Source organism: Lacunimicrobium album (assembly GCF_052161635.1).
Lineage (GTDB): Bacteria > Planctomycetota > Planctomycetia > Planctomycetales > Planctomycetaceae > SXPC01.
The window spans coordinates 3,747,364-3,772,277 of record NZ_CP197413.1; the positions used below are offsets into that span (position 1 = coordinate 3,747,364).

Here is a 24,914-nt window from a genome sequence, read left to right on the forward strand (position 1 = left end):
GTCCGCACAGCGGGACCCTACGACTTAGATGCTTTCTTGGCCCAGTCGGCGAGGACGAGATTCTGGGCGGCGAACTCGGCGAGGTCGGTTCCCATCGGGCTCTTGAAGAATGAGCTCAGGAACGACATGACGCCTGATCCACCGGCTCGTTTTTCACGGTCTGCCAAACGGGCCAGGTCGATGACCAGAGGAGCTGCGAGGGCAGAATCGCAGCCTTGCCAGGTGACCTGCATCGTCATGCGGGTACCAAGAAAGCCGTCGAAGTGGACGTGATCCCAGGCGGTTTTCCAATCGCCCAGCGACTCGATGTATTCGATCGAGACCAGGGACTGCGGCTTGTAGCCGAGGATCTCGCCCAGGAGGCGGTCCTTGGAATTAACCTTGGTAGCTTTGTTGTTCGGGTCGTTGAGGATCTGACCGTCGGCGTTGCCGAGGATGTTGTGGCCGACCCAGCTTTTGACTTCGAGGTTACGTGCTCGGAACATGGGAGCGAGGACCGACTTGAGGAGCGTCTCGCCGGTCTTGCCATCGCGTCCGCCGTGGAGGGCTTTCCGCAGGTCAGCTAGTTCCGCTAAAGCAGGCAGGTTCGAGCCGACGGAGGGGGTGAAATTGATGTAGGTGCAGCCAGAGTTGAACGCGGCGATCGCATAGAGCGAACTGGCTGGCAGGTCGAGAGGCTTCTCGGAATCAAGAGCTTCTTCGAGGGCTTTCCAAGTGGCGAGAACGGGATCGTTGGGCGGAATCGAGGAAGCGGGCTCCGTCGACGCGAGGTTGACGACAATGACGTGATCGAGCTTGAGCGTGTCCTTAAAGCCGACGAGATCTGCGGTGAGGCGTTCGATGGCAGCCAGAGGAGATTCTGTTGTCGATTCCTGCGATGAGCCACCTTGGCGTGCGATGGTGTTGATCGCGTTGCCGACGTTGACCAGGGTTCCGGGGCGGACATTCGCGTCGAAGGATTCGAGGACATCTTCCACCTGGTCGAGAAGATCGGGCGAAAACATACGCGAGTTCTGCCACAGCGTCTGGGCGGCGTTGTAGTACGTATTGGGACGAACTTCGTGACCGCCGACGATGAATTCAGTGAACTCGGGCAGGCCAGCTTTGGCGAACATCGGGAGTTCGGTGACGAGCCCGGTGGTGGGCATCAATTTTTTCTGGAGGGCAGCCAGACCAACAGCGACGGTCGTGCCGACGTTTCCCCAGGCTCCGACGAGCCAGAGACCAATGCGACGAGTGGACATGTCAGGTGGGCTTTCGTGGTGGGTGACGTTCGCGTTGGAACGTCCTATGGAAGACAGGATGTTGGGTGTGTTAATGGATGTTCACCGGGAGGGCGAGGCTCCGTCCGAGCCGGTGTCTCGCGTTGCAATCGCACCTTGATTATTCGATTTTGAACAGTTCGCAATCAGAAAACCGTCGAGGCCATCATCGCTCAGTTCGAAGTTAAATTTTCGCAATGCAAAGAAGCGGCTCGGACGGAGCCTCGCCCTCCCGTTGCGGTGTGTTGATCGAGAAGATGAAGAAGACAGGGGGTTGATACCCCCGCTCGCCTAAGACGCGATGACTTCGTCCATCCAGGTGGACAGGGCCTTTGAGAAATCGTTCAGGCGCTGTTGGGTTTTCTGTTTGACGGCTTCGAGATCTTCCGGTGCGCCGACCTTTGTGTTGGCGAACAGGTAGAACTTGATCTTTGGCTCTGTTCCCGAGGGGCGGACTGCCAGACGAATCTGTGTTTCAGCGGGCTTGGTCGTGAAGATCATCAGATCGCCCTGTGGCTCTGGGAGATTGTTGACCTTCGTATTGGCTGGCAGCGTTCGAACTTCGTGAGTGCCGAAGTCTTCGACGTTGGCCATCTCGATGCCCGCGAGGCTTGACGGTGGATTCTTGCGGAAGGCAGCCATCAGTTTCAGGATCTGGGCTTTGCCATCTGCTCCCGGGCAGCTCTTGGCAATCTGGCCTTCGAGGTAATAGCCATAGGTCAACGCGAGTTCGTCGAGGCGGTCGAGCAGTGTCTTGCCTTGTGCAGCCAGTTCGGCCGCACATTCTGCCAGGTAAAGAGCGGCGATCCCGGCATCTTTATCACGAGCATACCCACCTGCGAGATAGCCCAGAGACTCTTCTGCTCCGAAGACGAACTTCTCGGCTCCGAGTTGATCCATCGTCTGGCCGATGTACTTGAAGCCGACGAGCAGGTTGTCGACAACCTTCAGGCCGTGAGCACGCCCGATGTCTGCGATCAATGGTGTGGTGACGAGGGTCTCGACGACGTAATGCTCAGGCGTCAGATCCCCCTTGGCGGCTCGCTTGGAGATGACGTAATCAGCGATCAAAGCACCGATGCGGTTCCCAGTCAGGTGGACGAACTCGCCAGTCGTCTTGTCTTTGACACAGACGCCGAGTCGGTCTGCATCCGGGTCCGACGCCATGATGACGCCAGCATCGGTCTGCTTGGCTTTGGCGATTGCCTGCTTGAAGACTTCGGGACGTTCGGGGTTCGGGAAGTTAGCGTCGACGTTCGGGAAGTTGCCGTCGGGAGTCCGTTGTTCTTCGAGGATTTCGATTCCCTTGAAGCCAGCAGCGGTGAGGACTTTATAGCAGCAGGTTTCGCCGACGCCGTGCAGCGGGGTGTAGACGGCGTTGAGTTCGCGGTTGTCCGTCAATGACATTGCTAGCACGGCCTGGACATAAGCGTCATCGATCTCTTTGTCGATGATCTGAATCGTGCCAGCTTTGACGGCGTCATCGAATTCGACCATCGCGATTTGCTTCGACTTGTAGACGTGATCGACGATCCCCTTATCGTGAGGGGCGAGGACCTGACCGCCGTTGGCCCAGTACGCCTTGAAGCCGTTGTCCGATGGGGGGTTGTGAGATGCGGAGATGACGACGCCGACGTCGCATTTCAGATAACGGACAGCGAAGGAGAGTTCTGGTGTCGAGCGGTGTTCGCTGAAGAAGTAGACCATGAACCCCTGAGCTGCGAGAACAGAGGCGGTGATCTTGGCGAACTCGGATGAGCGGTTGCGAGAATCGTGAGCGATGGCCGCCTTACCGGGTTTTCCACCGCTGGTGGAAAGGAAGTACGCCCCTAACCCGTAGGCCGATTCTGCGACCGTGCGGGCATTCATGGTCGCGGTGCCGAGTTCGCCCATGCGACCACGTCTGCCGCCGGTTCCGAAGGCGATCACTTCCCAGAAGGACTCTTCCAGCTGCTTCCAGCGTTCGCCCTGGATCATCTGCAGGATTTCACAGCGGAAATGATCGAAGTGCGGCTGGGTCAACCAGGGTTGAAGATTGCCCAACGTGCTGGCAGAGAGCTTACCTTCTGCTTGAGCTTTTTGAGCCGATTGCCAGGCGGTTTCGATATCAGCGGAATCGTAGATTTTCATGAAAGCCGGTCCCGGAAATCGTAATTCGGAATTAGTAATTGGCCGGAGGAAGATAGAAAACACCTTCCAGACGCGACATTCAGGTTAATCGGTGCGGAGATAGTCGACAACGATGGAGTCGGCGATAAAGCGTCCTGCGGGGGTAATTTTGACGTCATGACCGTCATCTTCGATCAGGCCGTTGTCTCTATGCGTTGAGAAATATTTCCCCATCAGCGTTTTTGGGGCAAAACCTGTCAATTCTTCGAATTTCGCGTGAGAGACCCCTTTGATCTGACGCAGTCCCAGAATCATCAGTTCACGGGCTCGATCTTCAGGAGAGAGTGTTTCTGATTCGCCGACGGGAGATGCGTTGTCCTGAAGGCGTTTCAGCCAGGTGAACAGGCTACGATGGTTGTTGTCGCGTCGTCCGTTCAGGTAACGAGACGCACCGGGGCCGAAGGCGTGATAGGGCTTGCCCGACCAGTAGACCTGGTTGTGTCGAGATTCGAATCCGGGCTGGGCGAAGCTGGAGACTTCGTACTGACGATAACCAGCCGCTTCGAGGCGTTCGATGGTCAAGGCATAGAGATCTCGCTCGAGTTCTTCATCGACCTGCTGGAGACTGCCATGTTCGCGACGAGACCAGAAAGTGGTGCCTTTCTCGAACGTCAGCCCATAGGTTGAAAGGTGACGCGGGGCAAGGTCGATGGCCTGCTCTAAAGTCGTCCGGTAAGAATCGAGAGTCTGGCCTGGGACGCCGAAGATCAGGTCGATCGAGAAGTTGTCGATGCGAGAACGGAGTCGTTGAACGACGGTTTGGATGTCTTCGGGAGAGTGATCACGTTCGAGGGTCTTCAAGACATTCGCGTCGAACGATTGCACGCCGAGGCTGATCCGGTTGCAGCCGAGATCTGCGAGGGTTTGGATGCGGGATTCATCGAGTCCATGCGGGTTGGCTTCGACGGTGAACTCTGCATCAGCTGCCAGTTCAAAGCGGGAGCGAAGCGTCTGGTTCAGCTGGCGTAGCTGGTCGGGATTCAGGTACGACGGAGTCCCGCCACCCCAGTAGAAGGTATCCAGTTCCAACCGTTCAACAGGTTCGCCGAGGACGAAACGGAGTTCGCGTCCGATGCCTTCGAGATAGGGGCCGATGAGGTCGTCTCGTCCAGCCACGAGCGTGAAGTCGCAGTAGCCACAGCGGTGGACGCAAAAGGGAACGTGGACGTAGCAACTCCGCGGGATCATGGAGGTTATTGTAGTCGCAGCGACGGCAATAGGAAGAACCATCGAGCGCTGGGAAACAATTACCCCATCAAGAGAGACGTGAGTTTTTCGTGGATCTGGTCGAGCTGACAGTCCGTCAGCAGAAATTGTTTGTGCGAGTTGAGTTCGCCGGTGAGCAGGGAGATTTGCGATCGTTTCAGACCGAGAGACTTGGCGAGCACTTCGATGATCGCCTGATTGGCCTTGCCCTTTTCGGGAGCCTGGGTGACAGCGACCTTCAGGCGTCCGTCATGAATTTTGATGATCGCATTTTTCTTCGCCGCCGGCTGGGCGTGAACGTGCAGCAGGATGCCATGTACATGCGATTCGAGCGGCAGTGACATCGGTGTCTTTCAATCCGCCTTGATACAGATCAGTTTTTCCTGATAGCCGCCGTCGTTGCGAAACGCGGTGCGGATATAGATTTTGCCTTTGACCAGCAGGGGCGTGGCGTAGATTTCGTCACCGAGTTTTTCTTCGGAGAGGACGTCTGCTTTTTTGGGGGTGACCTGGAGCAGTTTGATGTCTCCTTTTTCACTGGCTGTGAGATAGCGGTCGCCAACGAGCAGGCCGGAGGCACTGTGTGGACCGCCGAGGCGTTTTTTCCACAGCGTCTTGCCTTTGTCGACTGACCAGGCCATCGCGATCCCTTCGTCGTCCATCCCATAGACGGTCTGTTCGTCATCGCTGATCGACAGGGATGGGACGTAAAGTTTCTCCTTGTTGCTCCACAGCCGAGCGGGTGGCGACTGGGTGAGATCGAAGGCAATCGTTTCACTTTCCGGATAACCACCCGAGCAGATGTAAACGCGGGCATTCCCATCTTGACCCGCAAGTAGAATTGGCATCCCGACCATGGTTTCCGCGAGGGCAGGGACTTTCCAGAGAAATTCGCCAGTGCGGGCATCGTAGCTCATGAGGTGATGGTCGCCGGTGATGAGAATCTGCGGCAGGCCATTGATCTGGGCGACAACGGGCGTCGCGAAGTTCGTCCGGGCCGGACGCTGCTTCAACCAGAGCACGTCCCCCGTATCGCGACGGATCGCACATAGAAACCCGCCCTGATCATGATCGACAGCCACATAAACAGCATTGCCAAACACCAGCGGCGACGGACCGAAGCCGAACATGGAGTGGAATTGCCCCACGGGCTTTGTCCACAAGATGTCTCCATCAAAACTGAGGGCAGTCACCTGGACTTTGCCATGAGACATGAATACTGCGTAAAGCCTTTCCCCGTCCGTGGCCATCGTGGGCGAGGCCTGGGAATTTTCTTCGTGCGACTTGGGATCAAAACCTTGATTGTGAACAATCGTTTCCCACAATCTCGCCCCGCTGTTCGTATCAAAGGCGAGGACCGTCTGCGCCTGGTTCTGCGATTCGACCCCCGATGTGAGGTAAGCCACGTCTTTCACGATAATCGGAGTCGACCGACCTTTTCCTGGGATGTCGGCTGTCCAGAGTTGTCGCGAATGATCGGTCAACCGGTCAGGGAGTTTTCCCGCCTGGACGTTCGTACGATTGTTTCTGTCAAATCCACGCCACCAAGGCCAATCAGATTCATCGACGTTGATGGGAGGAATTGAAATGTTCTGGTGGTCAGGAGTTGCGACGACCTCAGAGGGAGTTTCAACGCGTGGCTTGCAACCCGCTGCCACCATCAGGCAGGCAGTGACAACGTAGAGCCAATACTGACGAACGCAGAAACTGAACATACACTACCGTCGCAAATGAGAATGGAAACATTCCCTATTGTGCCCGCAGCATGTCTGCAGGGACAAGGTGTAGGGGTAAAAACTTTCTCCTTCTCACAAAACTCATTGGTCGCACATTTCCAAAAACGCCGTGGCTGGCGTATGTTGGAAACGGACGAGGCTGGGCACGAGGCGCCTGATCACATCAATCAGACCCGTCTCAAAAGTCCTGACAGTCAGAATGCCAGACCTTCTGGCCTGCCATCGCAGGGAATCGCGAACGTCCAGTTGCTGGAAACAAGTTGATCGGAGATCTCAGTGTCGACACAGACGAGTTCATCGGCGAGTCAGTCACTCGTTGCCGCCTTGCTGGACAATATCAATCAGGCTGTTCTGGGAAAGCCACACGCCGTCAAGCTGGCGATCACAGCACTGTTTGCAGAAGGTCACCTGTTGATCGAAGATGCGCCGGGGGTGGGAAAAACGTCGCTGGCGAAAGCCATTTCCGCGAGTATCGATTGCCAGTTTGCCCGCCTGCAGTTCACGCCCGACATGCTTCCCTCGGATATTATCGGAACGAGTATTTTTCGCCCGAATGTGGGTGAGTTCGAGTTCCGCGAAGGTCCTGTTTTCACGAATGTTCTCCTGGCTGACGAAATCAACCGGACGAGCCCGAGAACACAAAGCGCCCTGCTCGAAGCAATGAGCGAGCGTCAGGTCTCGATCGATGGCAAGACGTATCAGTTGAAGCGTCCGTTCTTCGTTCTCGCGACTCAGAACCCCTTCGAATTCGAAGGCACCTATCCTCTCCCCGAGAACCAGCTCGACCGCTTCATGCTGCGGATCGAGATTGGCTATCCGTCTCGTGAATACGAGAAAGAAGTCCTCATCTCCCACCGCAGCGGCGAACCGGTCTCCGCCATTAAGCCCGTTATCAACGCCGAGCAACTGTCTGCATTACAGGATGAAGTCAAGAAGGTCCGCGTTGACGATTCTCTCAATGATTACATTCTTGAAATCGTGACGGCGACCCGCGAAAGCGATGAACTGGCTCTTGGCGTCAGTACCCGCGGGGCGATCATTTTCTACAAGTCGCTGCAGGCGTACGCATTTCTAAACGGCCGCGATTACGTCATTCCCGACGACATCAAACAACTCGCGATCCCTGCCCTGGCTCACCGGATCGTGGTGACAGGATTGATCCGTGAAGGTCAACGCGAGCGAGCCAAGGGGATTATTCAGCAACTGCTCAGCCGGATTGCGGTGCCACGATAGGTAAGAGAGGCTTTCATCTTTTTTTGTCTGTGATATTCGGTCAGAATGACTCCAAAATCCTGATCGAAGGAAACAGTCTATGATTTCAAGACCAAATACAGATCTAAAAGCATTTTACGAATTCGTCGGAAGCAAGTTCGAGCGAGAACCCGGGCTCACGCCTCGGGAGGTTATTGCGGAGTGGCTCGACGAAGAAGATTGGATCGAGTCTTTAAAACAAAGCTTTGAAGATCTCGAAGCAGGGCGAACGATTTCTGCAGAGGAAGTTTCGCGACGATTGCGTGAAGGGCTTTAACCTTGCGTTTCCAAGTGCAGGCCACCAATAAAGCGTATCGATCTATCATCGAAATACGTGAGTGGCTGCGACAAAAATCTCCCGATGGAGTGATTCGGTGGATCGAGGCGTATGAACATGCCATCGAGCCTTTAAAATCACATGCTGATACGTTTAGTGAGTCAGCAGAGTCAAAACGGTTTTCAGAACCTTTGCATGAAGTCTATTTCAAGACGCCAGCTGGTAAGCGATACCGGTTGGTTTACGTTCTTCGAGGCTCTGATGTCATTGTCATGGAAGTGAGAAGCCCAGGACAAAGACTTCTCAACCCAAGAACAACTCCACTCCCGTGAAAACAAAAAAACCTCGATCCAAAGATCGAGGTTTTTTCTTTGTTCGTTCAAACCCGGGACTGTTAAAACACGTCCAGAGTGAAGTGGTACCCTTTGTGGTACGGGCGGGGCATGGTGTAGAAGTTGTGCCAGTTCTTGTTCATCACAGGAATTCGGCGTTCTTCAGGATAGCGGTAGTACAAGTGATCGTACTGGACTGGAGCCTGAAAGTTTTGTGGATAATACACGTACGGGTAGTACATGAAGTTGTTCCACTCGGTCGGTTGACCAGTGCCGCCTTGAGCGAAGAGGCTCCCGGCTGACGTTGATAACAACAGCGCAAAGGCCATCGTGAACAGTGCTTTTCTCATCGTGAGAACCCCCTCGCGAACGTGAAACTGAGTAAGTATCTTGAGCGTGACGAAATGTCTGATGACGCGTCGTTCCTCGTAATTATCGACATCGGCCTGCCCCTGCATCAGGAAATTTCGTTACAATCGCTACAGCCTCTCCCAAAGAAAGAAACGAACGAGGCCACAATCTGACTCTGCGTTGAAACCATAGAAGAAGAATGGAGCGCAGAGGTAAGCGGAGTTGAGCAGTGCTCGTAGAGAAAGCCTCTCAAAATCACTCTTTTTGTCAGTTCTCGCTGCGGGTTTGCGTTGACTCTGGGCGTCATTCTCTGCGACCTCTGCTCAACTCCGCGTGCTCTTCGTTCCAGTCTTTTCTTTTGCCGGGACTGCCGGTGAAACGGCATTGAGAAGCGACCTGGACGATCTGTTATAATCGCTACAAGCCTCCTTTGCGGACAAGTTGATGCGATCTTCTGTCTGTGACCAGGAGAGTGCTGTTCGGGCGTTGGAATTCCAGTCTAAGCTGAATGAGACCGCCGGCGTCTGCGCGCCGGGATTTCGTACCTGCTTCGAGACGGAAACTGTCCCGCCATGTCGATCGTCACGAAAGAAACTTCCGCCATGGATGCTGGCTCTGACCACACTCATGACGATGTCCCGGAACATCAAGACGCCGCCCTGTTTGGGGATCACCCTGCTGCGGATCCGTCGAAACTCGTCGACCGGACTCCCGACTGGTTCAAGACCAGCAAGACCGGGGTCTGGTGGGTGGTGGGGCTGGGACTCGCCTTTGCTCTGCTCAGCTATCAGGATCTGTATCACTCGGACCTGTGGGGGCATATCGTCTACGGGAAAACGATTTGGGAAACCGGGTCGGTTCCTGCGACTGAGCCGTTGATGCGACTCTCGGAAGGCATGCGTTACCTCGATACCGCCTGGGGGAGCAAGCTCCTGCTGTTTGGTATCGATCACGCATTCGGCATTCCCGGACTGCAACTCACCTATGCTCTGCCAATCACGTTGATGCTGGTGATCTTTGCGATCACGATGTTCCGTTACTCCCGTAGCCATATCGTGGCTGCTGTTGGTGTTACGTTGTTCGCATTGATTGAACTGACGCCGTTGTCGATTGTTCGTCCGCAGAACTTTGGACTGCTTTGCTTCCTGCCGATCTTCCTGAGCTGCACGACCTCGCGAGTCAGCAAAGCGGCCTGGTTTGTTGTGCCGATCACGATGCTCATCTGGGCGAATCTGCATGGTTCGTTTCCGGTCGGGCTGGTGTTCCTTGGCGCTGTCTGGGTGGGACGCACTTTCGATCTCGCCATCGCTGCTGGCAGCTTGAAGAACGCCTTGTGCAGCTGGTCGAGCTGGCAGTGGTTTGTCCTCATGGAACTCGCCGCTGCGGTTGTCTTGGTCAATCCGCAGGGCTTCGATATCTATCCTGTCACCATGCTGATCTCGAGCAATCCGAATCTGTCTGCTCTCGTTGAGTGGGAACCTCTCACGCTGAGCATGAAGCAGGGTAAGCTGTTTGCTGCGATGGTCATTCTCCTGGTTGTTCTTTACCGCAACTCGCCTCGACGCATTCGAGCCAGTGAGTGGCTGCTGGTCGTCGGGTTTGGCCTCTGGTCAGCACATACGTCGCGCATGCTGGTCTGGTGGGGACCGATTGCAGCCTGGACAGCTGTCGTTCACCTGAGAGCGATTTACAAACAACGCATTGCGATGGCGGTTGTTGCTCGCGAGGAAGATGTCTCTGGTCGTACGGGACTGTGGACGGTTGCTTCGGCTGGACTCGCCTGGATCTTCTTTGCCTACACGCCATTCGGGATTCAGATGATTCATGGTGCTCCCAAGGACGAAGCGATCGCGATCAAGTCGACTCGAAGTGCGCTGTCTGATCAGACGCCGTTTGATCTGACTCGTTATCTGAATGATCACCCGCCGACGGGTCTCGTTTTCAATACCTATGAGTGGGGTGACTATCTGCAGTATGCGGGACCAGACGGGCTGCAGGTCTTCGTCAACTCGCATGCTCACATGGTGCCGCGGGAAGTCTGGCAGGATTACCTGTCGATCGCGCAGGCCGTCACGGGCTGGGATGACAAGCTGGATCGTTATGGCATCAATACCGTCATCATTGATCATGCTTTCCGACGTGGGCTGATCAATCGTCTGAAAGAAAACAAAGACTGGCGACTGATGTACGAAGACCGCGTGGGGGCGGTGTTCCGACGGAAGAAGCCGATCATCGATCCGATGAATCCGGATGCGGTTTTCGAGCCGATTCCGGGTGTGGATGATGCGAAGCCAGCAGCGGATGCGCATTGATTCGACGTTGCCTTTCACTGTTGGAAACTCAGAAGGGCTGATTTTTGCCTCCCGATTCTTTAGACAGCGTTAGCGAACGGATGCCTGGCGCTCACCCTCATCCGCCCTTCGGGCACCTTCTCCCCTCAAGGGAGAAGGGACAATTTTGATACCGCCTCATCAAGGCTTTCGATATGAAACGTTCCGTTCGGTTGATTGTTGTCTCTCAGGTGGTCATTGCGGCGTGTGTTGTGGTCGCGCTTTGCACGACTCCGTTTGCTCGTGCGAAGGAAGATGTGGAGCGGGTTGTCATTGCGCCTGCGATGTCGGTGACGCTGTCGATTCCTCGCGAAGAGCCGTTGCGGATCAAGCCGCTGTATGATCGGCCGGAACTTGTCAGCGATGAAGAACTGGCTGCGGTCCTGGGGAAGATCATTCCGCGATTTTCGCATGTCGAGACGAAGCCCAACTTCGTTGAGCATGCTCTGCGGGTCTGGTCGATCGATGCGACCTTCTCGGACAAAGAGGCTATCTCCGGGCAGGAGATGATGGAGTTCCTGACCAACCATGCGACCTACATTCAATCGTGGTCAAAACGTAAAAATGCGGCGTTGCTGGAAGATCGACCTGTTGGGGTCGGTGTGAAGTGGGGACGCGAACTGGGCACCTCGGTGCACCATGACCACATGCTCGCCTGCCTGAGCGAGGCAGGTGTGCCGCTCAATCAACCTGTCTTTACGCCGTTTGGTCGACAGATGACGTTCCGCGATGTCCTCGTCGAATCGATCCGCGACTTCGAACTTGATGAACGCGAAACCGAATGGACTGCCCTCGGCTTCGGTCTGTGGCTACCTCCCAATAAAACCTGGATGGGAGCGGAGGGACGCGAGTATTCGTTTGACCTGCTCGCCAAGCGTCTGCTGCGTGGCGAACTCGAGAAAGGTGTCTGCAGTGGAACGCACCGCGTTTACTCGCTGATGGTTCTGCTGCGACTCCATGATGAGTATCAGATCCTCTCCGACGATGTCGCCAAGCTGGTCTATCGTCATCTCGAACATGTCCGCGATCTGATTACAGCGGCTCAATTCGAAGATGGTCACTGGTCATCCGATTGGAAGAATGGCAAAGCGGCTGTCGAGAATCCCAAAGCGGATGAGCTGAAAGACAAAGTTATTGCGACCGGTCACCATATCGAGTGGCTGTCGATTGCGCCTGAGTCGCTGCACCCGCCGAAGGAGACGATCGAAAAAGCAGCTCGCTGGTGTATCGAGAACACCGTCAACAAGTCAGACAAAGAGATCCTCGACATGTACACGTTCTACAGTCACGTCGGGAACGCGTTGTCAATGTGGCGGAATCAGCGACCATCGGATTTCTGGCGCGCGTGGGAAGCAAAAAGCGGGACGCAGAGTGCGTCGAAGTAACCGGGAGGGCGAGGCTCCGTCCGAGCCGCTGTCCCGCGTTGCAATGGTGCTTCTACGGATCGACGAAGCACGTTAGCAAAAGTGAAAGCCGTCGAGGCTATCATCGCCGGTTGCACAGCTGCTGTTTCGCAATGCAAAGAAGCGGCTCACACGGAGGTTCGCCCTCCCCTGCCTACACTCTCGCATCGAGATTATGTTGGAATTGCTCGAAGAGGCCGTTGCTGAAGGCGGCGCCGTGGGTTTTGGCCATCGATTCGGCCATGTTCTGGTCGAGCTGGCTGCGGAACATTTTCTCGGCCTGGCCGCCGTTGATGTAGGGCGTTTCGCCTTCGGCGCTGCGAAGGGCTTTGAACATTTCTTTAAAGAAGGTACCCGCGACGAAGTCCTGGAAGGCATCCTTGGATGTCAGCTTGCCGGGCGCCTGTGGCTTCTCGCCTGCCGCCAGAAGAGGCGACTGGGTCATGGACGAGCCGAGGAGGGATGATGTGGCCATGGGGGGATTCCGGGAGCTGGAAATTAGTAATTGGAAATTAGAAATTGGCCAGAACAGGAAAATGAATCAGCTCAGCGAAGCGGATCGGCTAATTACTAGTTCCTAATTACCAATTACTATTTCTATCGTTCTTCGTAGACGGCGTGGAGTTTGCCAGTCTTCGAGAGTTCGCGGAGGACTTCGATGATGCCTTCCGGCGGGACGCGGAGTTGTTTGAGGGCGCGGATGAGTTGGTCGAGGCGAGCGGTTTGCTGATTGGCCATCGGGTCGTCGAGGACTTCGAAGCTGCTTGGCGCGACTCCGCCCATGCCGCCGATCGCGATATCGAGATTCGGGTGGGCAATCAACGTGGGGGAGATCTCGACTTCTGCTGTGACGATGACCGTTTTCGTGCGGTTGTTGACGATGACTTTGGCCTGCGTGTGAGGCGTATCGATCCAGACGCGCAGGACTTCGGAGATGAACTCGACAGGTTCATCAAAGTATTGCGGCGGGATCATGATATCGATGACTCCCGGCGTGCGAGCTTTGGCGATTTGTTGCAGTCGGTTTTCGAGTTGGAAGGAAAGGTTGTCGTTGATCGCATCCGCGACAGCTGTTGATGACAGGAAGCTGGAGTGGGCTTCATCGAGCAGCAGTGTGAAGTACGACATCCCCTTCTCAACGCGGACGATGTTATTGATGAACTCGTCGTTCTGAGTGAGGTCTGTCTCGATGATGACGCCGTTGGGGATGCGGGCGCCGGTGAGCGCGGTCGGATCTTCCAGGACAAGTGCCCCCGCTGCGGTTCCGATGAGGCGGTCATCGGCAATGTTGGCGGTCTGGATGGCAGAAATGAGAAGTCGCCCGCCGCGGAGACTTTCGGCTCCCAGGTAGGAGCTGACGTAACAATCGAGCTTTTGACCGATACGAAGACCACCTTGCGGAATCGTCGCTTCGATGAGGACGATCGCGACGTTGTCAGCGTTGTTGAGTTCCCGCAAATCAAGCACAGGTGCGCCCATGGCCTGCATGACGGCTCCGAGAGCGCGAATCGTTGGAATTGCTTTCCCGCCATCGCCAGTGCCGTTCAGTCCGACGACCAGTCCCATGCCTGTGAGTCGAACTTCTTTCTGGCCGTAGATCTGGCAGATGTTCTCGAGCTTGACGCGTGCAAAGACCGCGCTGTTGCTGATCAGCAACAACACCAGACTTACGATAAACAGCGACGCGACTTTCATAACCAACTCACTAAGACGCAGTCTTCTGATTGAAGGTAGGGTGCTGGTGAGGCTCTGCGAACCGCACCAATTGTGGATACGAACATCATTTGACTGTTCAACACGCATTTGGTGCGGTTCGAAGACTCACCAGCACCCTACGCCCGAGTGATTCATTAAAACGGCGACAGCCAGTCGTACAGTTTCACGCCCCAGGAGCGTTTGCTGGAGGAGAAGATCCGGCCGCGTTGTCTCTTATTGAGCTGAGGGTCAGCGATGTTCTCGCTCAGCACGGTGTTGTCTTTCAGCACATCATCAGGTCGGCAGATCCCGGACAGTGAGTATTCCCAGAACTCTTCGTTGGTTTGAATCGTCTTCTGGGCTTCAAGGACGAGGTAGCCGTTGGGCATGACGTCGACTATCGTGGCGGCGATGCGGTAGTTGATGCCTTCACTCTCGGTCAGGGTACCGGTCCCGTTGAGACGTCCCTGAAGGTTGGCATCGATGGTCGGGCTGGTCGAGGCTGTGTTCTTCAGATCGAGTTCGTCGGTCAAGCGGATGAACTCTTTGAGCTCGGCTTTGATCTGGCCAGTCTTCTGACGATTGAAGCGGGAGTTGACGTTCATCAGGGCTTTTTCGTCGACGAGGACCGTGACGATGTCGTTGACTGCGAAGACCTTCTGCTCGGGCGGCTCGACGAGAATCCAGGAGTAGTCACGAACGCGAGGTCCGCTCGGAGCAGCGCTGGCCATGTTGCCTGACGTCGGCAGAGGAACGCCGACCTGGGCTTCTACTCGCCCAAGCCCCAATGAAAACATCAGGACGACCGAAGCCACCGAAATGATCTGCCGTTGGTTCATGACGATTGTCCTTATCGATACTCAGGTCGTGTCATTGAAGCGCGGTCGGGGATGATGCGGTTCGGAATGACATGGGCCTGATTGGAGTGAGGAACGAAATTCGTGGGCGTCGCGGACGAGGCCGACGTTTGTGACAATGAGGAGGCATTGATGATCGGGATCTGTGATGTATTCGAAGACAGGTCGGACGTCAGCGAGATCTCGCTGGCCTGGGCATCGGCGGTCCGCACGCCAGAGGTGGGCTTCGCGGCGACATCGTCTGAGAGGACAGCCGTGCGATAGCCACTGACAGTCGCTGTCAGCGTTTCCTTGCCATCGAGTGTTGTCAGGGTGACGCTTTCGCCAATGGCAGCATCGTTGCGGGCGCGGAATTGTCGGCTGATCGCAAACGAGGCGACATTGACGGTCACAGTGACGATTTCATTGCTGCGGACAAGAGGCGACTTGCGAATCTGATCCCCCGTGATCGGCTCTTGAGGACGAATCGTCTTCATGACCTCGGTTCCAATGAGGACCGCAGGATCTTTCTGGAAGCCGGCATTGCGAGCGTTGAGAAGCTGCTGGTCGGTGAGCTGGATCCAGGCGAGGTCTTCTTTGCGAATGATCTGGCCGCGTTGCATCATGCCCTGGCTGACGAGCACATAAGGATACGGCTCGAGCAGCAGTCGAATCGAAACCTGCCCCTGCATGTTGCGGGTGTCCTGGAAGACGATGTGGGCATCGAAAAGCTTGTTGGTCTGATCGAGAGAGACCAGATTCATCTGCAGGCTGCCGGGCACTGCCATTGAAAGAGCCTGATAGGCTTCCGGGCTGGCCTGGACCTGGAAGGTAAACGCGCCAAGCTGTGGCATGCGTTCTGAGGCATACTTCTTCAACTGCGTGTCGAGCAGGTTCAGGACTTGCTGACGTCGAGCCGCGTTGGCATCGCCGGGCATGTTCTGCAACGCGGCGCCACCTGAGCGGACTGCCACGCGGTTCGAGCCACGGAAGTCCGCATCGACGAGCGTCATGCCGGAAGCCTGGAGGCGGTTGGTGATGGTGGTGTAATCGAGGAGGACTTCTTTTCCAGACGCAGGAGCCGGGTGAATGTTGATGGCCTTCCAGGCTTCGACACGCTGAGGATCTTCATCACGAATCTCTGCGATATCGCCGAGTGTGATCATTGCGCGATCTGACGGGAGTTCCACACGATCCTTCAGACGGATCTCGATTGCCATCGCCGCGGAAGTCATCCCGGCAATGATCGCCATCATCATCAGAAGAGTGAAACTACGGCTCATTAGAATCGCCTCAAGTTCGTCAGCAGCTGGAGCAGCTGGTCGCTGGCCTGCATGACCTGGCTGTTCAATTCAACGTTTCGCTGTGTCTTGATCAGGTCAACGAGTTCGACCACTGGCTCGACGTTCGATTGTTCGAGGAAGCCTTGTCGGAGTGTCCCGTTGCCATCCAGCCCTGGGTTCGAACGAATCGGCGAGTTCGAGGCAGGGGTTTCCTGATAGAGGCTGTCCCCGACCTGGAGAAGACCTTCCGGGTTCGGGAACTTCGCCAGTTGGATTGTCCCGAGTTCGGTATACGTCGTCTGACCGGCTTGAAGAACCTGGACCACGCCATCGCTGGTGATCGAGATGTCGATGGTGTCGTTGGGAACGGTAAACCCTGGATTTAGGAAGCGACCACGATCCGCAGACGCCAGAACAATTTGTCCATCGGGATTGACGGTGAAGTTCCCGGCCCGGGTGTAGTAGGTGTTGACGTTGTCAGTGACTTCGAAGAACCCATCGCCCGCGATCGCGACGTCGAGCTGCTTGCCAGTCTGCAGCAAACTTCCTTCGTGGAAGTCCAACTGGGTACTTTGGACACGGGTACCAAGACCGACCGAGATTCCGACAGGCGTTCGAGAGCCGTTCCCATCGACTGTTCCGGGGAGCTTGTAATGCTCGTAGAACAGGTCTTCGAAGTTGGCGCGTGACCGCTTGAAGCCGGTCGTGCCGGCGTTCGCCATGTTGTTGGCGACCGTGTCCAGCTGGAAGAGGAAGGCTTCCATGCCAGAGGCCGCTGAATACATTGCTCGGTAGCTCATGGGGGAGGGCTTAGGGTATGGGGCTTAGGGCTTAGGAAAACTTTTGTCTCGTCTCCCTGGAAGGGAGCCGCATCTTGTCCCTTCTCCCTTGAGGGGAGCCGTTTTCAGTTCCTTCTCCCTTGAGGGGAGAAGGTGGCGGTGCTTCGCCGACGGATGAGGGTGGGCGACAGGCAAGGACGAGTTCAATTCGCTAAACAATGTCTAGGCGTGCTGTCTCATCTCCCGCTATCTGGTCATCGTCTGTAAAAGTTGGCCGAGGGATTGTTCCTGGTACTGGATCATGTTCATGTTGGCTTCGAACTGTCGGGATGTTTCGATCATCGCGAGCATCTCCATCATGGGTTGGACTGTGCTGCGTTCAATGAAGCCCTGGTGAACCGTCAGGTCAGGGCCAGCGGTTTCGAGATCACCGTTGACGCCATACAGGTTCTCGCCGATCTTTTCGACATTATGAAAGTCATCCGGTTGAACGAGGTGAAGTTGTCCCAGAGGAATGCGAACGCCTCGGTCATCGACTCCCATGACCATCCCGACTTCGTTGATCTCAATATCCGACAGGTTCGGCGGCACTCCGATCGGCGTATCGGTCGGCTGCATGACTTCGCGGCCGGTCGTCAGTTCGACGAGGCGTCCGACGCCGTTGATGGAGAGTTTGCCGCTGCGAGTTAAGAGTTCGTTGCCCTCGGCATCGGGAGCAAGGCGGAGAAAACCCGGGCCCATCAGGGCGATGTCGAGTGCGCCGTCAGTTTGTTCGAGTCCGCCGTTCGAGTAATCGGTGACCGTCTCTGCGATCCCGACGACGCCGGCGTGGTTCTGGAGATTTTCAGGATTGGGCGCCAGCAAGTTTTCAGACAGTGCGCTCTGCTGAAAGATGGCCAGATCTCGTTTGAAACCAGCCGTATCCGTGTTCGCCATATTGTTGGCGATCACGTCCAGACGGTGAGCCATTGCATTGGCGCCGTGCGAGGAGTGATACAAGCCGAATAGCATGGGAAGAATCCAGGCGAGAGAGGAGATGTGGGAAGGTGGAGGGAGGTGCAGGAGAGGTGGGAGAGAAGCGTTGCGCATCGCTTCTCTTCGTCTGTTATCGACTAGCAAAGCCTGCGGAATCAGAAAACTTTGCGCAATCATTAAAGTTTAACAAAACATTTTGGCGGGCTTGCTTGGCATGCAATGAAGCGTTTCTGAGAGAGAAAAGACAAAAGAAGAGACTGGAACGCAGAGCACGCGGAGGGAAGCAGAGGATGCTGAGGAAGAAAGCTTAGGAATACTTTGAATGAGAAAAGAGCTCCAAAACGTACGTAAAGTCGACGAGTGACGTTGATGAATAAATAAATTCTCCTCTGCGACCTCTGCTCAACTCCGTTACCTCTGCGTTCCAGTCTTTCGATCACGTGTTCGTCGTGACAGTCCTGTGAAACTCTGAGGGTTGCAACGATTCTTCTCAAGGCGACGCTCTCTCAGGGCGATTTTAGACGATAAGGATCACACATGTTGGCGGTAACGACTGCGCCGACATCAATGCCTTTCGATACGAAGCGGGAAAGTCAGCTTGTCTGATCGCGGCTCTGCCGGTAGTTTTCCTGCCCATTCCATTCACAGGGCGACCATGAATCCAGCATACTTTCAATGTCGAACGAAGCCGTTCACGCTGACTCCCAATCCGCGGCAAGTCTTTCTGAGCTCTGGGTTTCAGTCTGCTCTGTTTGAACTGGGTCGCTTCATTGAAGAAGGCGAAGGAATCAGCGTTCTGACTTCAGGCCCCGGCTTGGGGAAGACGCTGCTGTTGCGTCTGGTCGCTGAGAAGTACAAGAGCGAACACAGCGTCATCTACCTGCCCACCCCAAACTACGCAACTCGCGCGGACCTCCTGCAGTCGCTGCTTTTTGAACTCAACCAGCCTTACACCGGCATGCGCGAACAGGAACTGCGACTGAGAGTCATCTCGGCTCTTCGCAATAACGCCAGCCACTCCAAGGGGACATTGATCCTCATTGATGAAACGCACCTGCTGCCCGAGCGCCTGCTCGACGAACTCCGCGGCCTGATGAACTTCATGGCAGGTGATAAGCCACTTTACTCACTCATTCTGGCCGGGTCGTTGAAGCTCGAAGAAAAGCTGACCTCCCCTGCCCTGGATGCCTTCAATCAACGTTTGCGACAACACCTGACACTTGAACCGCTTGCGCGTCAGGAAGCTATCAACTATCTGAGCTTCCGTCTCTTACAGGCGGGCAGCAACCTGTCCACCTGCTTCACAGACGCAGCCGTCGAACTCATTCTGCATGCCGCTGATGGCTCGCCACATGCCTTGAATTTGATTGCCCAGACGGCTCTGGAAATCGGATACGCGCTGCAGAAGAAGCCCATACCGCCTGAGATCATCGTGCAGGCTCTCGAAGAGTTGCAGAAACTTCCGGGCAACTGGTCGATCCCACAACTGCTGACACCGACAGCCGCGACGGCCAACGCTGAGCCAGAATCGACGATTGAAATCGTCGACCATGACGAACAGCCTGAAACAACGACGATCTTCGAGTCAGAGGAGACCACTGTCTTTGAAATCGGCGGTTCCGATGACGACGACGAAGAATTCTTCGACGAGGAGGATGACCTGGTCACGTTTTCGCTTCATCGTGATGAACCGCAAATCACGCCGATTGTGGAACGTCCTGCTGCCACACCAACGCCGGCGGTTCCTGTTGCCCAGAAGGCTTACTCCGGCGAGCGAGCGATCCAGGATGAGTACGCGCATCTGGACTACAAACGACATCTGATGCACCTGAAGAGTCAGCCCACGAAGATCACCCTCGAAGCGTCACAGCCTCAGGCTGTAAAGCCATCAACCGATCCACTGAGTGCACTGACTCACGAAGTCGCGGACCTGCTCGACCAGATCCAGGCTCACCAGTCGGAAACGCCGCTGCCTCAGCAGCGCACGTTGTCACTGCATCTGGGACAAACGCCTCAGCAACGTCTTCGGGAAGCGATGGATCAGATCGAGCAGGACAAGACTCTGCTGTTGAGTCTGGCTGCTCAAGATGCTGACACGATCGGACTCGAGCCCGGATTTGAGCACTACGATGTCGTCATGCCGGATGATGAGTAAGACTCGAAGTCGCGGTCATCGGTTTGTGAAGAGTTGATTTAGGCCCCGATTGCCCGCTAGGAATTCGTGATTCGCTTTGGGATGATAGGACGATTGGATTGTCCCGTCTGTCAGCCCCAAGGAGCGAACAATGCTGGAAATGATACTGCGTCTTTTTTTGCTGACCACCACAAATGATGCTGAGATCGTCGGCCATGTGGGGCCCATTGACAGCTATGGACGCACAACCGTCATCAAACAAAGCATCGTGATTGGGAACAATCACTTTTACGGCCAGCAGACCCTCGTCAAAGACAGCCTTCTGATCGGGCGTGTCTTTACAACGGGGAAAGTCGTTTTTAGTGATACTTACGTGATCGGGAAGCTGAATACGATCACGGATAAGTAAGCCTGCTTCGTCGTATTCGACGGAATCTTGAGGGCATTTGGCGCCCGAAATTGATCCAATTCCCTGCCTGTCGCGTTAAACTCGTATGACACCCCGTGATGGCGTGTCTGTGTTTTGCTGCGCACTGCGACCGGAAAGGCGCCACGATGTTGATGACGATACTGCAACTTGTCGGAGGAATGGCTGGACTCACCGTCGGAGGTGAGTTGCTGGTGCGAGGAGCTTCCAAGCTGGCCGCAGCGGCTAAGCTCTCGCCGCTGTTCATTGGATTGACCGTTGTGGCGATCGGCACCAGTTCGCCGGAACTGATTGTGTCGATTTCGACCTCGCTCAAAGGCCAGGGCGACCTGTCATTGGGGAACGTCGTTGGCAGCAACATCTTCAACATCCTCATGATCCTGGGGCTTTCTGCCATTGTCAGCCCGCTGATCGTCAAACGTCAGATGATCCGCTTTGATGTGCCGTGCATGATCGCGGCGTCGCTGCTGATCCCGCTGGTGGCCGCTGACGGCTGGATTAATCGTCCCGAGGGCATCGTCCTGTTGTCGCTGCTGTTGCTCTACACGGCTGCGGCGTATTTCATGGGACGCAAGGATTCAAAGACGACCGAGACGGTGGCTCACGAACTCGACCTCAAGCCCGTCAAGCCCACGTTCCGCTATTTGCTCACGCAAGTCGGAATCATCGCGGTCGGTCTGCTACTGCTGGTCTTCGGTTGCGAATGGTTTGTGGGAGGAGCCGTGCAGATCGCCAGAAATGTCGGGCTGTCCGAGACGGTCATTGGCTTGACGATCCTCGCAGCCGGGACATCACTACCGGAACTGGTGACGTCGGTCGTCGCGACTCTGCGCAATGAACGCGATATCGCGGTGGGAAATGTCATTGGGTCGAGCTTGTTTAATATCCTCGGTGTCCTGGGCGCCGCTGCGGTCTTTTCTTCTCCGGGTATTCAAGTGGCAGCGTCGATGTTTCAGCGCGATCTGCCTGTCATGATCGGGACTGCTCTCATCTGCCTGCCGATCTTTGCCAGCTACGGAGTCATCGCTCGCTGGGAAGGACTGATGCTGGTTGGCTTTTACATTCTCTACACCGTTTACCTGATTCTCTCGACCACCGGAAATCCATTGGCTCAGCAAGTCGGTCAATTTGCGGTTTACGTTGCATTGCCTATTGCGTTGGTGATTCTCGTGGTGAGCATGGCTCGTTCTTTACGAGTCAAATCGCAGGTGACGTAATTCAGTCGTGATACGATGGGCATAAAAAAAACAGCCCTCGATGATCGAGGGCTGTTTGAGTTGATGAAGGTCAGTTGACCTTATTTCTTGGAGTCGCCGTAGAAGCGAGTCAGTTCTTCAAAGGTCAACGCCTGATCCGCTGAGTCGCTGGCCAGTCGGACTCGGGTTCTCAGGTTGCCATCGACCAGACCTTTGACATTCAGCTTGTAGACGACTGTTTCACCAGGAGCTAAGCGAGCCAGAGGGCGGAACAGGATCATGTCGATCTCGGCCAGGGAATCGGTCGGGCCTTGAGCGGAGATGAACTGGACGCCTTGAGGGAGTTCACAGGCGATCGCGACGTTGGTGGCATCGACGGAACCATCGTTCTTGACGACGATCTCATAAGAGGTCGGAGCACCGACTTCGACGGGATCGTTGACGTCGACGATATTCAGAGTCAGCGAAGAAACCCCTTCGACTCGGGTCGCGACCTGGGCATCAAACTGGCTGCCGTGTTCGCTGGAGGCTCGGATATAGTGGACGTATTCGCCCATTTCTTTGGCCATCAGCTCGACTTCGATCTCAGCAGTGGCTTCCGGAGCCAGACGTCCCACGAACCAGCTGAGGATGCGTGTTTCTGAGTCATAAGTTGCCCCCTTGTCAGCCGAGACATACTGCATCCCGGTTGGGATCTTGTGCATCACGCGGACGTTGCTGGAGCCGATTGTGCCAGAGTTCTTGACGGCGATTTTGTACTTCCCGCTGCGTCCCATGTATCGCAGGGCAGGACCATCAACGTTGAGAGTCAGCTCAGGAGAGACAACATGGACGATTGATTCTGCCTTGGCATTCAGGCCTGATTCTGCAGAGGCCAGGATGACGACTTTGTGATCGCCCCCTTCAGTCGCAGCCAGAGCAAGGCGGACCGTACGGGTTTCCCCAGGGTTCAGAGAACCGACATCCAGCAGAAGCTTCTCGCCTCGTGGGTGTTCGATCCCTTTGGGAATGACGGCTTCGATTTTGACGTCTTTGGTAATCCCGGTTCCTGGGTTGCTGATCGTGACTGAGTGAGAAGCAGGGTCACCGACCATGACTTTCTCAGGACCAGCCACTTCGACAGCGAGCATTGGCTCGTAGACCTGGAACTCGCTGGCCGAGCTCGCTGAGAAGCGGACATCAGCAGCGACGTTCAAAGCACCTGACTGGCTGGGGATCATCTTAACAGCGATGACTTGCGTCTTACCGGCAGGCAGTGATCCCATCCGCCACAGCAGTTTGCCGCCGTTCTCTTCTGGGGCAGGTTTGGCGTCGGTCAATCGGACCAGTGTCGGGAAGGAAGCAAGAACTTCGACATCGTGAGCATCGGCCTGGCTCTGGTTTTCGACGACCAGCTCAGCGGTACATTCACGACCGATGTTGAAGTCGCTGGTCTTACGCCAGTAGATCTTGACGACTGGTTTTTGCGGACCATTGGCAACTTCGTGCTCGCCGCCCAGAGTTGCGGAAGCAAACTCGCGGTTCGTCGAGACGGAAGATGAGAATGTTGACTTGGGAGGAGCCAGCGGTGCAGGCTGTGGAGCTTGTTTCGCTGGAACGCCGCGAGTGATCGTCACATTGCTCCGAGGAGCTTCTTTGACGGCAGGGAATGGTTCCTTGACTGGTGCAGCTGACTTGGCAGCTGTCGCGGCTGCTTCTTTCTTCAGGAATTCGACGGTGAAATCGCTCGCAGGACTCGGAGCAGCAGCTGGTTGAGCGACCACTTCCTTCGAAGCTGGTGGCGTCATCGGTGCCATGGCTGGAGTCGCTGGAGCAGCTTTCTGATCCATGAATGGATCCGCCAGGAAGCTGTTGGCAGCATTCGTGGCCTCGGTGCCAGCAACCGTGCGGACATCGGAAGCGGTTGACTGGTTTTTGGCTCGTGCATAGTCAGCATAGTTCAAGCTGCGCGAGCTGTCTGGCTCGCTGGCTTTGAACTTGCTGAAGGTCGACTGCATGGCATCGACTTGAGGAGTCGTCGTGAAGGTTTTGTTGTCTGCAACAACAACCGCAGCTGCAGGCTGAGCAACTGGCTGAGCCGGGGCAGGCTGGAAGGCTGCTGGATCAAACGCCGTCGGCGATGGTGTTGGCATAACAGGGCGAGCAGGAGCAGCCTGAGGTGCTTGAGCAACAGCAGCCGCAGTCGCAGGAGCAGCTTGAGGAGCAACACCCGCTGGTGCTGCCGCGAATGGATTCGTCACGAAGGCAGGATCTGCCAGTTGCCCGAATGGTTGGCCAGAAGTCGCCATCATCGGGGCAGCAGGTGCAGCCGCAGGAGCAGCGGTTGTTGGAGCAAAAGCTCCAGCATTGAAGCTCGCCTGACCTGCCGGAGCAGTCGGAGCGTTAAGTGGTTGACCAAAGCTGGCTGTCGTGTAATTGGCCTGACCATAATTCGGCTGGCCGTACGAAACAGGACCGCCCACCGTCTGGTTGAAACCAGGTTGGACCGGAGCCGCTGTCACAGGTTGTTGTGGCTTGGCCGCTGGAAAAGCCTGTGTGACTGCAGGCTGACCACCGTAAAAGCTGTTCGGCACAGCTTGAGCAGGGGCAGTCGCTGCCTGTGCAGTCGTTGTCGGGGCGGGCTTTTGACGGAACAGGTCCGCGTAGTTGGTCGCATTCAACGCTGGGTTTGTCGCTGGCAGACCAGTCGCTGCGCCCGTTGCAGGGGCAGCTGGTTTCGCAGCTGGCGTTGTCGGAGTTGGTTTCTCCGAGAACAGATCATTGTAATAGTTCTTGCGAGGGGTCACTCCGCTTTGAGCCAGCAACAGGCTGCTGCTGCCCGAACTGACCGTACCGCCCGCTGGCGCTGTTGCATTCAAAGCATCCGCAGCGGTCCCTGTATTGGATACAAAAGCCACCCCGGCGACAGCCGCAAATTTCCAAAGACCGTGACGCATGGGAAAACTCCTTTTTCCACTCGAAAGACAGGTCGCCTGACCCGCTTACCCGTTTCGAGTTGGGTCGTTCAGACGAAGACGTGATGTGCTCACGTCGGTTCTTATCGGTTGTAAATCCTGTAATGCTTAAACCGCTTGGCAAAGATTTATCGATTGTGCGGGATTTTCTGGTCGCATTGGTCTTGATGCGGGGGAATCAACCACGGATGAACACAGATTGACACAGATAAAACCATTCAGCAGTCAGGTATGAATTCTGAAAGCCTCGCAGTCCTCTGTTTTTGATCTGTGTGCATCCGTGTTGATCTGTGGTCCGCACTTTAAATTTCTCTTCCG

General features: G+C 55.7%; 20 protein-coding genes. 7 read left to right on the forward strand and 13 right to left on the reverse strand.

The features are described from left to right. Nucleotides 1-17 precede the first annotated feature (17 nt). From SH248x_RS14965 to SH248x_RS14985, 5 genes are all read right to left on the reverse strand, one after another. Nucleotides 18-1,244: an inositol-3-phosphate synthase gene (locus tag SH248x_RS14965; RefSeq protein ID WP_459555100.1), complete on the reverse strand. Its 1,227-nt coding sequence runs from the start codon at nucleotides 1,242-1,244 to the stop codon at nucleotides 18-20. A gap of 309 nt (nucleotides 1,245-1,553) precedes the next feature. Next, nucleotides 1,554-3,392 carry a phospho-sugar mutase gene (locus SH248x_RS14970; RefSeq protein ID WP_459555101.1) on the reverse strand — a complete coding sequence of 613 codons (1,839 nt, stop codon included), beginning with the start codon at nucleotides 3,390-3,392 and terminating at the stop codon, nucleotides 1,554-1,556. A gap of 84 nt (nucleotides 3,393-3,476) precedes the next feature. Further along, complete coding sequence (gene hemW, locus SH248x_RS14975) at nucleotides 3,477-4,619, reverse strand: radical SAM family heme chaperone HemW (RefSeq protein ID WP_459555102.1); 1,143 nt, start codon at nucleotides 4,617-4,619, stop codon at nucleotides 3,477-3,479. Between the two features lie 59 nt (nucleotides 4,620-4,678). Further along, on the reverse strand, nucleotides 4,679-4,981 hold the full coding sequence (locus SH248x_RS14980; protein ID WP_459555103.1) for a DUF167 domain-containing protein: 303 nt from the start codon (nucleotides 4,979-4,981) through the stop codon (nucleotides 4,679-4,681). A 9-nt stretch (nucleotides 4,982-4,990) separates the two neighbouring features. After that, the gene (locus tag SH248x_RS14985; RefSeq protein WP_459555104.1) at nucleotides 4,991-6,352 is read right to left on the reverse strand and encodes a PQQ-binding-like beta-propeller repeat protein; all 1,362 of its coding nucleotides are present in this window, start codon (nucleotides 6,350-6,352) and stop codon (nucleotides 4,991-4,993) included. 297 nt (nucleotides 6,353-6,649) lie between these two features. On the opposite strand from SH248x_RS14985, the gene SH248x_RS14990 reads away from it, so the two are divergent. Then, entirely contained in the window at nucleotides 6,650-7,606 is a 957-nt protein-coding gene (locus tag SH248x_RS14990; RefSeq protein ID WP_459555105.1) for an AAA family ATPase, read from the forward strand. Nucleotides 7,607-7,685: 79 nt separating this feature from the next. Next, nucleotides 7,686-7,901: a hypothetical protein gene (locus SH248x_RS14995; RefSeq protein ID WP_459555106.1), complete on the forward strand. Its 216-nt coding sequence runs from the start codon at nucleotides 7,686-7,688 to the stop codon at nucleotides 7,899-7,901. Nucleotides 7,902-8,295: 394 nt separating this feature from the next. Here the strand turns inward: SH248x_RS14995 and SH248x_RS15000 are convergent, their stop codons facing one another. Further along, nucleotides 8,296-8,583, reverse strand: coding sequence for a hypothetical protein (locus tag SH248x_RS15000; protein WP_459555107.1), 288 nt, complete (start codon nucleotides 8,581-8,583; stop codon nucleotides 8,296-8,298). A 573-nt stretch (nucleotides 8,584-9,156) separates the two neighbouring features. Here SH248x_RS15000 and SH248x_RS15005 point away from each other — a divergent pair. Further along, entirely contained in the window at nucleotides 9,157-10,896 is a 1,740-nt protein-coding gene (locus SH248x_RS15005; RefSeq protein ID WP_459555108.1) for a hypothetical protein, read from the forward strand. 173 nt (nucleotides 10,897-11,069) lie between these two features. After that, a complete protein-coding gene (locus SH248x_RS15010) occupies nucleotides 11,070-12,299 on the forward strand; it encodes a hypothetical protein (protein WP_459555109.1) in 1,230 nt (409 codons plus the stop codon). A gap of 172 nt (nucleotides 12,300-12,471) precedes the next feature. Here SH248x_RS15010 and SH248x_RS15015 read toward each other — a convergent pair whose 3' ends face one another. The 6 genes from SH248x_RS15015 to SH248x_RS15040 all read right to left on the reverse strand — a co-directional run bounded on the left by SH248x_RS15015 (nucleotide 12,472) and on the right by SH248x_RS15040 (nucleotide 17,921). After that, nucleotides 12,472-12,792 (reverse strand): rod-binding protein, encoded by a 321-nt coding sequence (locus tag SH248x_RS15015; RefSeq protein WP_459555110.1) that lies wholly within the window; start codon nucleotides 12,790-12,792, stop codon nucleotides 12,472-12,474. A gap of 122 nt (nucleotides 12,793-12,914) precedes the next feature. After that, nucleotides 12,915-14,012: a flagellar basal body P-ring protein FlgI gene (locus tag SH248x_RS15020; RefSeq protein WP_459555111.1), complete on the reverse strand. Its 1,098-nt coding sequence runs from the start codon at nucleotides 14,010-14,012 to the stop codon at nucleotides 12,915-12,917. Between the two features lie 155 nt (nucleotides 14,013-14,167). Beyond that, the gene (locus tag SH248x_RS15025; protein WP_459555112.1) at nucleotides 14,168-14,851 is read right to left on the reverse strand and encodes a flagellar basal body L-ring protein FlgH; all 684 of its coding nucleotides are present in this window, start codon (nucleotides 14,849-14,851) and stop codon (nucleotides 14,168-14,170) included. An 11-nt stretch (nucleotides 14,852-14,862) separates the two neighbouring features. Beyond that, complete coding sequence (flgA, locus tag SH248x_RS15030) at nucleotides 14,863-16,131, reverse strand: flagellar basal body P-ring formation chaperone FlgA (protein WP_459555113.1); 1,269 nt, start codon at nucleotides 16,129-16,131, stop codon at nucleotides 14,863-14,865. Further along, nucleotides 16,131-16,931, reverse strand: coding sequence for a flagellar hook-basal body protein (gene flgG / locus SH248x_RS15035; protein ID WP_459555114.1), 801 nt, complete (start codon nucleotides 16,929-16,931; stop codon nucleotides 16,131-16,133). The genes flgA and flgG overlap by 1 nt, the downstream gene beginning before the upstream one ends. A 225-nt stretch (nucleotides 16,932-17,156) precedes the next feature. Beyond that, nucleotides 17,157-17,921: a flagellar hook-basal body protein gene (locus tag SH248x_RS15040; protein WP_459555115.1), complete on the reverse strand. Its 765-nt coding sequence runs from the start codon at nucleotides 17,919-17,921 to the stop codon at nucleotides 17,157-17,159. Nucleotides 17,922-18,540: 619 nt separating this feature from the next. Between SH248x_RS15040 and SH248x_RS15045 the strand changes: the two genes are divergently transcribed. The 3 genes from SH248x_RS15045 (at nucleotide 18,541) to SH248x_RS15055 (ending at nucleotide 21,663) form a co-directional block, all read left to right on the forward strand. After that, nucleotides 18,541-20,040 (forward strand): ExeA family protein, encoded by a 1,500-nt coding sequence (locus SH248x_RS15045; RefSeq protein ID WP_459555116.1) that lies wholly within the window; start codon nucleotides 18,541-18,543, stop codon nucleotides 20,038-20,040. A 130-nt stretch (nucleotides 20,041-20,170) separates the two neighbouring features. Next, nucleotides 20,171-20,428, forward strand: a complete 258-nt coding sequence (locus SH248x_RS15050; protein ID WP_459555117.1) for a hypothetical protein — start codon at nucleotides 20,171-20,173, stop codon at nucleotides 20,426-20,428. Nucleotides 20,429-20,574: 146 nt separating this feature from the next. Continuing rightward, entirely contained in the window at nucleotides 20,575-21,663 is a 1,089-nt protein-coding gene (locus SH248x_RS15055) for a sodium:calcium antiporter (RefSeq protein WP_459555118.1), read from the forward strand. Between the two features lie 80 nt (nucleotides 21,664-21,743). Here the strand turns inward: SH248x_RS15055 and SH248x_RS15060 are convergent, their stop codons facing one another. Continuing rightward, nucleotides 21,744-24,578, reverse strand: coding sequence for a COG1361 family protein (locus SH248x_RS15060; protein ID WP_459555119.1), 2,835 nt, complete (start codon nucleotides 24,576-24,578; stop codon nucleotides 21,744-21,746). Nucleotides 24,579-24,914 lie beyond the last annotated feature (336 nt).

Excerpts from the sequence above, each read along its gene's own strand:
- SH248x_RS14965 (WP_459555100.1), bottom strand. The coding sequence starts at position 1,244 with ATGTCCACTCGTCGCATTGGTCTCTGGCTCGTCGGAGCCTGGGGAAAC.
- SH248x_RS14970 (WP_459555101.1), bottom strand. The coding sequence starts at position 3,392 with ATGAAAATCTACGATTCCGCTGATATCGAAACCGCCTGGCAATCGGCT.
- hemW (WP_459555102.1), bottom strand. The coding sequence starts at position 4,619 with ATGATCCCGCGGAGTTGCTACGTCCACGTTCCCTTTTGCGTCCACCGC.
- SH248x_RS14980 (WP_459555103.1), bottom strand. The coding sequence starts at position 4,981 with ATGTCACTGCCGCTCGAATCGCATGTACATGGCATCCTGCTGCACGTT.
- SH248x_RS14985 (WP_459555104.1), bottom strand. The coding sequence starts at position 6,352 with ATGTTCAGTTTCTGCGTTCGTCAGTATTGGCTCTACGTTGTCACTGCC.
- SH248x_RS14995 (WP_459555106.1), top strand. The coding sequence starts at position 7,686 with ATGATTTCAAGACCAAATACAGATCTAAAAGCATTTTACGAATTCGTC.
- SH248x_RS15000 (WP_459555107.1), bottom strand. The coding sequence starts at position 8,583 with ATGAGAAAAGCACTGTTCACGATGGCCTTTGCGCTGTTGTTATCAACG.
- SH248x_RS15005 (WP_459555108.1), top strand. The coding sequence starts at position 9,157 with ATGTCGATCGTCACGAAAGAAACTTCCGCCATGGATGCTGGCTCTGAC.
- SH248x_RS15010 (WP_459555109.1), top strand. The coding sequence starts at position 11,070 with ATGAAACGTTCCGTTCGGTTGATTGTTGTCTCTCAGGTGGTCATTGCG.
- SH248x_RS15015 (WP_459555110.1), bottom strand. The coding sequence starts at position 12,792 with ATGGCCACATCATCCCTCCTCGGCTCGTCCATGACCCAGTCGCCTCTT.
- SH248x_RS15020 (WP_459555111.1), bottom strand. The coding sequence starts at position 14,012 with ATGAAAGTCGCGTCGCTGTTTATCGTAAGTCTGGTGTTGTTGCTGATC.
- SH248x_RS15025 (WP_459555112.1), bottom strand. The coding sequence starts at position 14,851 with ATGAACCAACGGCAGATCATTTCGGTGGCTTCGGTCGTCCTGATGTTT.
- flgA (WP_459555113.1), bottom strand. The coding sequence starts at position 16,131 with ATGAGCCGTAGTTTCACTCTTCTGATGATGATGGCGATCATTGCCGGG.
- flgG (WP_459555114.1), bottom strand. The coding sequence starts at position 16,931 with ATGAGCTACCGAGCAATGTATTCAGCGGCCTCTGGCATGGAAGCCTTC.
- SH248x_RS15040 (WP_459555115.1), bottom strand. The coding sequence starts at position 17,921 with ATGCTATTCGGCTTGTATCACTCCTCGCACGGCGCCAATGCAATGGCT.
- SH248x_RS15045 (WP_459555116.1), top strand. The coding sequence starts at position 18,541 with ATGAATCCAGCATACTTTCAATGTCGAACGAAGCCGTTCACGCTGACT.
- SH248x_RS15050 (WP_459555117.1), top strand. The coding sequence starts at position 20,171 with ATGCTGGAAATGATACTGCGTCTTTTTTTGCTGACCACCACAAATGAT.
- SH248x_RS15055 (WP_459555118.1), top strand. The coding sequence starts at position 20,575 with ATGTTGATGACGATACTGCAACTTGTCGGAGGAATGGCTGGACTCACC.
- SH248x_RS15060 (WP_459555119.1), bottom strand. The coding sequence starts at position 24,578 with ATGCGTCACGGTCTTTGGAAATTTGCGGCTGTCGCCGGGGTGGCTTTT.